The organism is Pseudoalteromonas rubra, assembly GCF_005887115.1.
Lineage (GTDB): Bacteria > Pseudomonadota > Gammaproteobacteria > Enterobacterales > Alteromonadaceae > Pseudoalteromonas > Pseudoalteromonas rubra_F.
In genome coordinates this window covers 1-12,715 of the sequence record NZ_PNCJ01000011.1, presented here as the reverse complement: position 1 = coordinate 12,715, position 12,715 = coordinate 1, and the positions used below count along the sequence as shown (strand labels likewise).

The 12,715-nt window shown below is 42.0% G+C and carries 14 protein-coding genes and 1 pseudogene; 2 read left to right on the top strand and 13 right to left on the bottom strand.

The genetic code is table 11. The annotated features are described in order from the left end of the window. Window positions 1-111: 111 nt before the first annotated feature. Window positions 112-768 (top strand): VC0807 family protein, encoded by a 657-nt coding sequence (locus tag CWB98_RS07305; RefSeq protein ID WP_138544338.1) that lies wholly within the window; start codon window positions 112-114, stop codon window positions 766-768. 93 nt (window positions 769-861) lie between these two features. On the opposite strand, the gene CWB98_RS07300 is transcribed toward CWB98_RS07305, so the two are convergent. The 13 genes from CWB98_RS07300 to CWB98_RS07245 form a co-directional block, all read right to left on the bottom strand. Further along, the gene (locus CWB98_RS07300; RefSeq protein ID WP_138544260.1) at window positions 862-1,752 is read right to left on the bottom strand and encodes a DUF1444 family protein; all 891 of its coding nucleotides are present in this window, start codon (window positions 1,750-1,752) and stop codon (window positions 862-864) included. Window positions 1,753-1,792: 40 nt separating this feature from the next. Next, window positions 1,793-2,275 carry a hypothetical protein gene (locus CWB98_RS07295; protein WP_138544259.1) on the bottom strand — a complete coding sequence of 161 codons (483 nt, stop codon included), beginning with the start codon at window positions 2,273-2,275 and terminating at the stop codon, window positions 1,793-1,795. Window positions 2,276-2,700: 425 nt separating this feature from the next. Then, window positions 2,701-3,450, bottom strand: coding sequence for a type 1 glutamine amidotransferase domain-containing protein (locus CWB98_RS07290; protein ID WP_138544258.1), 750 nt, complete (start codon window positions 3,448-3,450; stop codon window positions 2,701-2,703). Window positions 3,451-3,597: 147 nt separating this feature from the next. Further along, window positions 3,598-4,866 carry an endonuclease gene (locus CWB98_RS07285; protein WP_138544257.1) on the bottom strand — a complete coding sequence of 423 codons (1,269 nt, stop codon included), beginning with the start codon at window positions 4,864-4,866 and terminating at the stop codon, window positions 3,598-3,600. A gap of 702 nt (window positions 4,867-5,568) precedes the next feature. Next, complete coding sequence (locus CWB98_RS07280) at window positions 5,569-5,976, bottom strand: VOC family protein (RefSeq protein WP_138544256.1); 408 nt, start codon at window positions 5,974-5,976, stop codon at window positions 5,569-5,571. A 71-nt stretch (window positions 5,977-6,047) separates the two neighbouring features. Further along, complete coding sequence (locus tag CWB98_RS07275; protein WP_138544255.1) at window positions 6,048-6,467, bottom strand: helix-turn-helix domain-containing protein; 420 nt, start codon at window positions 6,465-6,467, stop codon at window positions 6,048-6,050. A gap of 152 nt (window positions 6,468-6,619) precedes the next feature. Continuing rightward, entirely contained in the window at window positions 6,620-7,114 is a 495-nt protein-coding gene (locus tag CWB98_RS07270; protein WP_138544254.1) for a hypothetical protein, read from the bottom strand. A 97-nt stretch (window positions 7,115-7,211) separates the two neighbouring features. Continuing rightward, window positions 7,212-7,532 (bottom strand): hypothetical protein, encoded by a 321-nt coding sequence (locus tag CWB98_RS07265; RefSeq protein WP_138544253.1) that lies wholly within the window; start codon window positions 7,530-7,532, stop codon window positions 7,212-7,214. A gap of 124 nt (window positions 7,533-7,656) precedes the next feature. After that, window positions 7,657-8,061: an MAPEG family protein gene (locus tag CWB98_RS07260; RefSeq protein WP_138544252.1), complete on the bottom strand. Its 405-nt coding sequence runs from the start codon at window positions 8,059-8,061 to the stop codon at window positions 7,657-7,659. A gap of 424 nt (window positions 8,062-8,485) precedes the next feature. Further along, window positions 8,486-8,836: a hypothetical protein gene (locus tag CWB98_RS07255; RefSeq protein ID WP_249364636.1), complete on the bottom strand. Its 351-nt coding sequence runs from the start codon at window positions 8,834-8,836 to the stop codon at window positions 8,486-8,488. An 892-nt stretch (window positions 8,837-9,728) separates the two neighbouring features. Further along, a complete protein-coding gene (locus CWB98_RS07250) occupies window positions 9,729-10,079 on the bottom strand; it encodes a hypothetical protein (protein WP_138544251.1) in 351 nt (116 codons plus the stop codon). Between the two features lie 1,077 nt (window positions 10,080-11,156). After that, complete coding sequence (locus CWB98_RS23905; RefSeq protein ID WP_171045606.1) at window positions 11,157-11,303, bottom strand: hypothetical protein; 147 nt, start codon at window positions 11,301-11,303, stop codon at window positions 11,157-11,159. A 9-nt stretch (window positions 11,304-11,312) separates the two neighbouring features. After that, window positions 11,313-12,236, bottom strand: a complete 924-nt coding sequence (locus CWB98_RS07245) for a hypothetical protein (protein ID WP_138544250.1) — start codon at window positions 12,234-12,236, stop codon at window positions 11,313-11,315. A 153-nt stretch (window positions 12,237-12,389) separates the two neighbouring features. Here CWB98_RS07245 and CWB98_RS24400 point away from each other — a divergent pair. Continuing rightward, window positions 12,390-12,554 (top strand): annotated as a pseudogene (locus CWB98_RS24400) (IS4 family transposase); the annotation flags it as partial. Between the last annotated feature and the right edge of the window lie 161 nt (window positions 12,555-12,715).

Sequence of the window (12,715 nt, the reverse complement as noted above, 5' to 3'; positions counted from 1 at the left end):
AAAGTTGCCCTTTTGCCCCGCTTTGCCGTAAACTCAGGCCATTCGTTGTTTAGAACTACAGGGGACAAAGTGTCGTCGTCCAATAAGAAACAAAGTGGCTTTTTCAGCCAGATGATATTTAACATTATTATTCCAGTGGTCATCCTGACAAAATTTTCGGGCGAGCAATATCTGGGTCCGGCACTCGGTGTGGTCATCGCACTGCTTTTTCCTCTCGGATTTGGCCTTTGGGAGCGCAAGAATACCGGCAAGTTTAGTTTTATTTCCGGACTGGGGATTGTCTCTGTACTGCTCACCGGTGGGATCAGTCTGTTGGAGCTGGATGCTAAGTACATCGCCATCAAAGAAGCGCTGATCCCGGGTCTTATCGGTATTGGTATTATTGTCAGCCAATATACTAAGTACCCTTTGCTGAAAACTCTGATGTTTAACGACACGGTTATGGACATTGAAGGCATAGAAAAGGCACTGGCAGAAAAAGGCAACAGTGATAAGTTGAGCAAGGTTCAGATGGGCGCGTCAAAAATTCTCGCCAGCGCGTTTTTCCTGTCTTCTGCACTGAACTATATCCTGGCCAAAATGATAGTGGTCAGCCCTGCGGGTACAGAAGCTTACAATAATGAGCTGGGTCGAATGACCGCACTAAGCTATCCGGTGATCATGGTGCCGACGATGATCGTCTTTTTTATCGCACTCTATTACCTGCTCAATTCATTGAAAAAATTGACCGGGCTTAAGCTCGAAGAAATGTTTCACGATCAGGAGTGATTGCACGCTTAGTGCTATACCGAGCATAAATGCTTTGTATAGCACTTCATATTGCCAGCTGTAGAAAACACTCCTGACACACTGAGTATTAACTTATTCCTTTGACAAGTCAGGCGTGATCCTTATCCACTCTCCCTCCTGATAAACGTAGCCATGAGGTGAGATTGTATAGCTATACTCTGAGTAGACACCCACGGCTATCATATGTGCTTTTTGTACAGCAGCGAGCTCCGTTATATCGGCAATAATGACTATATTTCTTGCGGGTACGAAGATGATTGGCTCGCCTTTCAGATTCAATTTACTTTGCAAATGATCGAAGACAGTTAGCACTGAGGCTTCATAGTTATCATCAGCCACAAAGACATAGACGTCTCCCTCACCTTCGGTATCCAGCTTCTGTACCCCAGTATCAAAACTCTCAAAGTAACGACGCATATTTTGACCGGCAATATCCGAGATATTGGCTTCAATATCGTGCCGCTTAACATCATCCGGCGATACAAATCGCATGCTATCCTCAGAGTCAAAGGCAAACAGCCTGATTAGGTCCTCGTTGAGTTGCTGGTAGAAAAATGGCAGGGCCTCTCCCTCATAGCCAGCTTCCTTGAGCTGTCTTTTAACGCCTTCAAGATAATCAATTGGCTTAATGACAGGCATGATGGTCTGAACTTCTGTATTTTTCAGTGCAGTTAGTTGATTGTTTAACGCCGCAGAATAGCTCGTATAGACCTGCTCTAAGGTTTTGTGCCCAGAGCGGTAAGTATCGTAAGCACTTCCCATATAAATAATATGCTCACCACTCTTATCATCTTTCGCTCTGATTTTTAGTTCACTTTCAAATTCATAGTCCCTTTTACTCCCGTTCTTCTTAATATGTTTTATGAAATTTTCAGTAAACGCTCGCTCACTTAAGAGCGACTCTGTTGAAAATGCACTCGCCGATAAGAAAAATGCCACCACCATTATCAATATTTTATTCATTACCTTTCCTTTTATAAATTAGTCTTATACCGCATATCACCTAACTCTGTGTCCATTCTTCCCATGAGAGTGTTCTGCCCGGAAACGCGGCTTTTTCAAAGGGCCAGCACTCCTGCAACCAGTTTTGAACAGTGTTGAACAATAGCTCATCCTGCGATTGACAATCAGTACGGATCCACAAATACACTTCACAGTCGTAATGTGGCGACCGACTTGGGTCAATGTATACAGAGCCCAGACATTTACTCTGCGTGGGATCAAACACGGAATACGCAAACGCCTGACGCAATTCAAACTCACGCTCGTGCACTTTCAGGCTTTGCAGACTCTCATTCAAGGTCATGTCTGGCTTTGGCCAGTCAAAGTCTGGGCCAAATACCCCCGGTAAGCTGCTCAGACTCGACATAACCGCTTCGTAATCAGCTGTAGCTACGCTGCTATCTAAAGTACAAAAATAGAAATGCCGCGTCTCAAAGCGAACAGGCGGGTCGAATGAATCAGGAACAAAAGGGCATTTAGCCATTGTATCTTTCCATAGTTACTGCGCCTATTGCGCCAAGTTGGTTGGTAACGATATTTACATCCACCAAATAAAGGCGTCGGATTTTACACCAGATAGCAGGAAAAAACTTTCTCGACAATCTAATAAATTGAGAAGATAAATACAGCAGCCTGAATTTTGTATACCCACTTCCGCAGATGCAGATATTATTATATCTGGTACAAACCTGCCCATTTGCTTGTAAGTAAAGAACAAGGGGTGGAGTTACAGCATTTAAAGAGATAGATAAGGTTGAACAACAGTGGCTTATGGTTAATTCCTGTTGATAAAAGTCACGCGTAATAAATCAGTTTAAATCAATGCATTTTTTTGATGAAAGGTAACAGGCTGGAGTAGCTGGTATCTGCGATGGTAGCTGATACCAACCATGCCAAGACGGAGTATTTCTATTGTGTGTTTGCAATGATCATTTCTTTGGCAACCAACGCCGCAGAGGGCAAAAACATCGTTGATACTATCCGCTTATCGACAATCACAGCATGCTTATCCTTGAGCGTCTGTTTATTTTGCGCGAAAGCACCGTTTTTGTTCAGCTGACTTTCAATCAGAAAAGGCAACAACGTGCCCTGTTTAGCCCAGGATTTCGACTTTTCAGTCGAATTAGGGAAGCCGGCTACTTTTTTGCCTTTAACCAGGAACTCACCGTTCGATAGTATGACGTTTGCAATACCCGCCGCACCATGGCCACCCACTCCGACAATGCCGCCCGACTCGTAAACTCGTCTGATAATAGACTGTATGCCAGTATTATCTGCTACGTCGAACATTACCCCATAACCGCCACCGATAAACACGCCCCAGTAGTCACTTGGATTGACCTGGGCAGGTGTCAATGAGCGGTTTGCTCGCTCCAGAAAACCTTCATATTTAATGGTATAACTGCTGATCCCCAGCGGATCCATCATAAATTCTACTTTGCCCCCTTTGGGTGAGACAAAATCAACTTCAAAACCATGGCTCACAAAAATATGATATGGCGGTGCAAATTCCCATAAATTGTTTCTGGCGTCATGCTTTTCAGGGTCCCCCATGTCAACTTCACTCGACACCACAACCAGTACTTTCTTATTTGGTTGTGCAACAGCATGAGAAGATATTAGGAACAGGGCCACCAATACAAAGGTTATAATTTTCATTTCTTTCCTTAATTTAAATGGGTATTTTTTTGATAAGACGCAGGACATATTAAAAAGGTTTAAACAGATAAATCGTTGACGTTAAAAGCTGAATTCCATACTCAGTTCAAAGAAACTCCAATGCCCCCTTAAAGGGCGCGTATGGAATTACTTTCTTGCCCATATTTTTTCGGCGAAATCTGGGCGGTCAATAAACGGGTTTCGATTACCCTGTATGTTATAGATTCTGTCATTTCTTTCTTTTTCGTTGATGCTAACACCATCAGCCAAATGCCAGCCAAGAAGAATAGACAGTGGGCCAAATTTTGTGTCTCCTGCTTCAAAGGTTTCGCTATCTGTGAGTTCCAGATCGGGTTCACCACCTATGCCTTCATAGCGTACCGCCATATACATAAGTATCCTGGCCACATCGCCTCTTATGTCACCTTGCGTACTTGGCTCCAGTTGATAGAAACCGGCTCTAACGACATCACTAAAAGGCATATTTGTTCTTCTTGCATTCTGGCGCGGATCAGCTGGCACTATGTTAAACAGATCCGCTTTTGCAGCATTAGAAGAAATGGCGCCAAATGATTTTGGCCATATATACTCCTTATTCCAGCGTGCTTCGGAGCCTGAGCCTGGGCCAAACTCCTTGTTGACCATCTTAGCGTCATAAAAGACTCTCAACTGGTCTGTATCATACAGATCCTCATAAACATGACGGATAACATCGTTTAAATTTTTCTGTCCAAATATTCGATGATCCTGTCTAGTAAGTCGGGATAAACCGGCCTTGAGCTGATACCCGTCGAGGCCGTATACTTGTCCATAGTACTTGTCGATATCAATTTCTTTCTCAATAGCAGGTGCAGGGGTTACCTGAATAACAGAAGGTGTGGGTCTGTAGATACTGTAGACAATGCCAGAAACCAAGAGCAAGGTAACGACGACAAAGGGCCAAATACGCTTTGGAGGTGTAATATCTGTCAGCGTATTCACCAGTTTACTTGCATCACGGTGAAAATCGGGGTCAGGACGAACAACGATGCCATTTATAAGTGTGATTTCGCGAATGGACTCTGGCAGAATATTCGGATCAGGCATATTACCACCTCGCACAAAAACGGGCAGTATTGGCTTTCGATACCTTAATGCAGCTTCGACCTCAATGCGTATAAAGTCATCTTCACTTTTAATTCTTGGTTCATCGCCACCATCTTCAAAACCGCACCAATCCGGACCGATAATAAGAACTACTACTTTGGACTCAGATATTGAATCTGCGATCACTTTCCTAAAGTCTTGGGCATGGGGTATAGAGTCAACATCCTTAAAGACATGTCTTTTTCCAAATTTCTTTATCACTACATCATATAAACGGTCAGTGATATCTTGTGAGTCTTTGCGTCTGTATGATAAAAAAATGCGGCTCATCAGTTTTCCTTTTTATTTGATACCCGATCTGAAAGACAAGTTTTACCGGTGACGTTATGCCGTGTAACACAAATATAACCACAGTAAAATTTCTCCGACGGGACCAAGTGCTGGGGTTACCAAATTTTCCACCATGGCTTTATCTTTAGTTTTACCACCTTTTCCGTAGTTTGTGTTGTAGTAGCTTCGGATTCATGGGGCGCTTCAACCGCTACCGGCTGAACCCAGGAGGAAGTATCCACCCCATCTATTCCCATATCCAATGCTACAGAGTTATTGCATTTGCTCCGGTCGCTAAGGCTTGGGTTGGCATAGAATTCAACCACACCATAAGGTAAATGGCCTTGCTGGTAGAAAGATAACGATTCAATGCTCGGAAAAGACTGAGCAGTACCAGAGAAGCTCTTGGGCGAAACTATCTGTACGTAATGCTCTGTGATATCAGCGATGTATTAAAGCCGTTAGCCTTTAGATGTACATAAGATCCAAGAATTGCTGAAACAGCTAATACTATTTTTTATTCAAAGAAGCTGTGGCAATTTATGGGGGAGTGACCGGACTACTCATCACACCCTCATAAAAATTAATTGCGTTTGACAAGTTGTAAGTAGAGGAGTGAATGAAAGACTTAAAAGGTGGGATGCAACACCAGCGTCGTACAGCAAGGTCATTAATGACCCTGCCGAATTGTTGGAGTATGTGTTATCGCTGCACCAAGCTAAACCAGTTACCGGAGTTATCCAGCGCCATCGCCTCGATACCGTATAGCTGCTCTGTTGGTGGCTGGATAAACTCCACACCTTTGTCCACCAGTTCTTCATAGGTTTGTTGGCAATTTTCGGTTTCGAATACACCCGCCCCAAATGCGCCCTCTGCAATTAAACTGCGTATTTTTTCGGCAGCGTCTTTGCTGAACATTGGGCCTTCTTTGGGCTCAGCCAATACCAGCTGAAGCTGTGGCTTAGATTTCGGGTAAACAGTGAGCCATCGAAAATCTCCTTCCACCTTCATATCGTCACCCACCTCAAACCCGAGCTTATTTTTATAAAAATCAAGCGCTTCGTCCTGATTTAGTACATATACTGTGGCATGCGCTATAGATGTGATCATTTTCCTATTTCCTGTAGTTGATTTGTTCTTATTCTATAGAAACAATCAAAAAGATATTTCTCCAATATTGCTCATTTTGTCAGCTTACCCAAAAAGTGATAAGCATAACATGCCGGTATAGCCTGCGCGGGAAAACGATATGCCTCTGAAGACAAAGCCCAAAGCTTACGGCGATAGGAAGTCGGTGCCATACCCACTTGCTTTGCAAACAACGAAGAGAAGCTACCAAGGCTTGCGTACCCTACCTGTTCGCACACTTCAGAGACACTCAGATTTTCGGTAATGAGCATTTTCTTAGCTTGTTCGATTCTCAGGCGGACCAGAAACTCATTGGGGGTTTCTCCATACATATCTTTGAACACACGCAAAAAGTGATAAGGAGACATGTATGAACTCCTGGCGATATCGGATAGACAGAGCTGCCCCTGAAAATGATCGGCAATATAGTCCCTGCCAGCATTCAATTTTTTAATTTTGTTGTGTGTTGCCATAAAATATACCTGTCAGTCCATGCAGATATGAGGCCTTAACAATAGAGCATAGAGACCTTTCAAACTAACTCCGAAAGAAATTAACGCAGGTAAGAGCTAACAACAAAGGGGCGCACTTTGGAGAGCAGCCTTATAGTACCCTTGCTAAAATATTACTCTGCTCTCACTAACTCATTGCTTTTGAGTATTAGCTTACTTTTAGTATATGTGTCGAAAGCACTCGCTGAACCCGATTCAGATAAAGACAGTAAAAAGTAGTCGAGCTTGCCATCATTGTCTATATCTTCATACCCAGAAAACACGCCTGCATTTTTAACTTCAAGCTGATTGATGACCAGTAATACGTGACGATTTTCAGATGGTGGACTATTGCCCCCCATATAAGCTTTATAGAAAAACTCGTCGTTGCTTACTTTGGTTATCTTAGAGACATCATTAACAAAACTCTCGTACGCAATAAAGCTTTTATTTCCAGTTTTGAGGTGAACAGCATAAACATCGTAGACAGGAAAAGGAAACAACGCACCATCCACATTGTCTTCAGTACATAGATAAAAGTGTTCGTTTGAGTATATCTTCTTACAATCGCCGGCTTCGACAAAAAAGTTCAAAAACAAAGAGATTAGCGCTGTGGTTAAATATTTCATTTGTAAACAATGCTCCAACATGGGTATATTAATGCCTAACACTACCTATCTTAGTGAGAATGCAAGCAATCGATTTTTCATGCTAAACATAATCTTTTTACAATCCATGTCTGGAGCTATCAATCATAATAACTAAAGGCCATATCAGCAGAGATAGTAACGAAACATAAGTTAGTGGCCAACTTCGTGCTTTCACCCAACGTACAATGGCAAATACTATTATCACAGGATTAATTACAAGAAACACAACTAAAACAGGCAATGCCGTAAAAAACCAAACCACTGCGCTTCCAGCACTAGCCCCACCTACATCGACAAGTTCAGGATGAATCCAGGTTTTAGAAGCAATCCAGATAAAAGCGCAAGCTCCCAGCAAATTAAAAATCAAAAACTGCTTTTCTGTTTTAGAAACCCTCATTGGAGCCCTCGGTTTTTTATTAAAATGAACGCGTAGCGCAAGCAAAAAGATACTTGGTGAAATGGCCAGACAGCCCTATCGATTCATCTCTGATTTTCGTGTAAAAACTTCTATAAAACCTAATTTATATAATGCCCCTGTCAATGCAAAGCACGCCCCACATGGCCAATACCGCAACAAAGTTAATGGTAAACACAATACCGCGCATCCTGACATTGGATGTAAACACTTGAACGCAGCTGTGGACAGCACGACCAAGGACGAAGACCCACGCCAGATATCCCTGAATTGGGTTAATAGCTTCACCTGTAAAAATCAAAACTAAACAAACAACATAGAAAAATACAGGCCATTCAAACTGGTTGCTAAGGTTGGCACTGATCCTTGGCTGAATATCTTCGAAAGGGTTTGAGCCATCTTGCCTGGAACCCAGACCCCAAACAGCAGGCGCTCTGGCAAGCGTTAAGAGTACATAAAGTACTGCACACAACAAAATGTGCATAAGCATGGGTGTTAAAAGCGCATCCATTTTTAGTTCCCTCGGTCAGCTCATTTCAACATGAGCAGTCGTTATACACCTAACAGCTCAAGGCCAGGTTCATAAAGCGCCAGCCAGTACTACTGCCCATTGCTATATTCCAAACACATGATACAACATCCACAATGCCAAAAGCGGTAATAGCAACGCTAACACGCTTTGAGTTTTTGAACCTGAAAGTCGATTTAAACGCAAAATACGAGTACGAGAGACAAAATTATAGAGATGTTCTGCGCTAAAAACGATGAACACAACACCTGTCACCCACGCCCAAACAGGTTGCTTTGAGTGAATAAAAAACACAAAAACCACCAGCATCGAAACACTTATAACTGAAACCGCCCAGCGCAAAATTAGGCTATTTACAAGATTCCCAGACTTTGACATAAACCTGACACTCATTACCTATGATAGATTACGACTCATCCTTTAATAGTGGCAATCCAAGCTTATGTTTCAGATGGGAGAATTGCCGCTTGGTAAAGGGACCGAATACAAACTCGTTGTGCTCTGCAAACTGATGATCATTGACCTTATCTATATAAAAGTACGAGCAAGTGCTTGTTGGGCAAGCATACACCGAAATATATTTTGAGTTTGATGAAATAAGCTTTGGCTCATCCAACCGGCTGATAAAACCGCCACCACCCAGTGAGTAACCTAGCGTGTTAGTACCATCGATATAGTAAACTTCATATGGCGACTCTTTCCAACTTGGAGAACAGCCGGCAATAAATAACAACGCCAACGTTAAAATTACTTTCAAATATCTCCCTCCATGTTAACCCCTGAGGGCTTACCAGATGTGCCCAGAAACAACTGTCCATACCGGCCATTTTTAATACTTTTTAAATATGTCTGGCTCTCGCGCGCACTAAACCAACCTGAATCACATTGTGGGTTACAACCCACATTCTGGCATTGCCCGAAAGGTCAATGACAACGTTGCAGTTGAAACCTGGCAATGGCATGCCACTTTCAAAATCCACATGACTCAAACTTGTAGCATTTTGTACAAGCCAACGCTCGAGCATAGCAACAGCTTAGTAAAGCACAAACATGGCCCACTAACCCCTTGTATTCAAGCTTATTGGTGCACTAACAGGTTTAAAAGTGCCAATACCAGGACAATTAAAGAAATACTGTACAACAGCGGCCAGGGCCTAGGCTCCAAAAAGTTCGGATTTGGTTTATATTTTGAATTCCGATAAGCACTGAAAACCATTGAAATTGATGAAAAAACAATGAACAGCAATGATTTAATGTTTTCCAAAAACCAATCAAAACCACTTTTTGAAAAGCCACTATAGATAGTACCTGATAACAAAATAGCAGAAATACCTAAAACAACTACAATGATATATTTTTCTTTTTGCTCTTTAACAGGTGTACCACAAACAGGACATACATAACTTCTATGTCTTGCTTATGGGTTAAGGTCTTTTGCCACTATGGCGCTTTTACACTGTTTACATATTAGTCGGGACATACGTTCAAATCTCAACCGGGTTCACAACACCCTGCTCAGAGGGCCTGACAGATATTTGCCTTTTAGTTCAGATAGAAAGACAAGTAAATTTAAAAAGCACCGGGAACGCGTCACCCAATTAGATTTAGCGATTGACGCCATAGCCTCTTGTCATTTTTACGGGCCTAGCTTAATTCATCACCTCACTCAGTGTAAAACTTTCGCAAAGATTACCGCTTAGCTTGATAGTCAAATATAGCCCCGGCCTTTTCCACTTAAGAAGAGGTATAAATACCCTTATCTCACTTTTATCAATGCCAGAGTACTTAGCCCTGATAACACCTTTATTGTTTGCGTTCAAAAACTCATTCAGCAGTGTTTCATCGCCAGATGTGTATCTGCATTCACTTTTGCCGGGAGAGTAGTTTCGAACACTCTCCATAATGTACTGAAGATAAAAGAAATCGACATCTAACGCTGACTCTCTGGAGTGGGTATTTAGAGAAACAAAAAGTAATACTGAAATAATTAACTTAGTCACCAGCCCACCCAAATAACCCCCTCACCAGAGCAATTCCCAGAGTTTATAATTAAAGTCAATATGATAGCCACACATGGTGTTGCCTGCTCCAATTTATTTTGCCAACAAAAAATTAAATAACAACACCGAGTGTGATACACCCAGCCTACACGATGTGCTCTGCAAATACTGCTCTTCAATTCATCAATGCGGGTAACCGAAACTTTGCTCAATAACAACTAAATACAAGCAGATTAAACTTTATGGTGATCGGTTGACGACTTAGTCATTTTCAGCGCACACTACTTGATAATTTCTGCACGTCCAACTGTTAAACAAACCTCAGTTTCCCACATCACTGATACTTCTATGGAAAAGTTCTCTCGCCCTATAAGTCACTTGATATCCAGTCTACTGCTTTTTCCCAAGTGCTATTCAGAACTATTTCCTCGCGAATAACGTTTTGTGGGAAGCACGACAGCAGCGCCCCGTCACTAAGAGTTTCTTCCCTACATTTTTATCTGAATCTTCAGAAGAGTAGATTAAAGTAACAGTTGGCCAGCCACTAGAATTTTTAACGAGCCGCGGAACTGAGAGTTTATACGTATTTTCACCCTGCTGCTTTTCAATTTTAATTAACGCATCATATTCCTCTCCTAGCTCTGGAAACATGCAAGCGTAGACAAGCTGAGGAAGAAGCATGAATACCAAAAGTGCACTAGAAAATTTAATCATACAGAGATAACACATTGATAGAGTTTATAAAATAGTAGATATGCCAGACGAGGACTAGGTACGGCCTGTTTTTTCTCATTTCTCAATAGAATTACTTGGTGTTTTTTAACCAAAGTTCATCAGACTTAAATGCGTACATAAAAACGGGGTAAAGCATGAACAGTAGCAAGGCGAATGAGCCTGTTGAAAATACAAGCTGCACAACACTAAAATGCTGAATAGTAAAAGCAACCCCGAAAATAAGAGTGAAGCCACCAGGCACTACTGCAGTGAATACAAATATGGCAATCGCTATGGCTTTCCAATTGCCACATAACGCCGCGTTGCACCGGCTAGTAAGGTACAACGCGGCGTTATGAATCATTACTCAGGATAAATTGCGACAATTGTGTACTTCCCATTCGGCTGCCGCTTTGAGGTAACTTCAGTTGCACCATCCTGCTTAAGGATTTTAATTTGTGCCTCTAGCTCGTGTTCAGGAATGTCTTTTATTTCGTATCTTCTGCTCATAATAACCTCCTAATCTAATCTTGGGTTTCCATTTACTCTCAAGAATTCTACCGCTGTTTTCCACTGCTCTTTATAACCTCCTGACATTAAGAATATGCCCACAGGATCATTGATACCCTTAGAAGTCATCCAGTTCTGTAGTTGAGTATAGGCTGCGTTATCCTTAACCCCCCCCGGGAATGCATAGAATTTAAGAAGCAAACTATAAACATCAGAGTCATAGGTATGAGTACTTACATTAACTTGAGCAGCGTTTACGGAGACTTTAGGTGGTTCTCCAGTAGCTGGATTCCCGCTAGCGGCGACTTGAACTGCATTTTTAGCCGCATTATTTATCTCGGCCTCAATTGTAGATGGTAAGCACAAGGCTATATATTCTCTAATTACGGAAAAAGCGCCGGCTTGATCATTGTACCCTGTTAAAAGAGCTCCCCTGAACGCTTTTTGACTCCCTTCAACCAAAGACCTGATGGATGATGGCTCAAGATCAAATAATACACGGCTGCCTGAGTTGTTAATAGACTCCTCTGCATACCCAAACAATACAGCTGCAGCAGCTATTTCAGAAGCCGCTGATTTCGCGATCCCCATAACACCGGTGACAAGTGTTCCTGCAGAGTTAACATCTCTAACATCCGCTTTTAATTGTTTATTTACCCAATACAAGGATTCAACATAATCTGAGCAGCGTGCATCTGCATACTGCAAGCCTGCTGATATAATTTGGTCCCAACTAGGGCTAGTTACCCCCGTCAAAGTTTTAAGTTGAGCAACTACTGCGGTTTGATTAGTTGTGTATGCTGTTACCAAACCCGAATCTATATCAGATCCTGTGCCCGATTGAGCTAGTTGGCTTTGATCACTAGCTACCCAAGAGGCACACCCTGAAATAGCACTTAACGCTAAAACCGAAAATAGAAATTTTACAAGCATTATAAATCTCCCTATAAATTAAGTAGCGCGTGTGATTTTATGACACCTTACTCTGAAGAATCCCCAGATATTCATATTTAAAATCAATGCGATAGATACGCTTAGCATTGTTTAATCCAGTTATTCCGCAAAAACTCACCAGATAACAACACCATGCGTGATACCACCATCCTACACGATATGCTCAGAAAAAACTGCCCCCAAATTCATGCTCGGCGTCTTAACTCATTAATGAAAGCAACTGAAGCTTTGCTCGATAGCAATCAACTCTCAATTATAAAGCTTAGCCGAAATAGGAAGGGCCCTGTCGCTACCAAGCTCTAGGACGTCATTTAAAACAGTTTGTTAGGTCACTTACCCGAAATTAAAGTTATACTAAGCATAAAACAAATGAGTAACCAGCCTAAAAGCTTTACAGGGCGAAACCTATTTTGGAAAATGCAAATCAGAGGGGTGATCAGAACTAAAGAATAAATGGT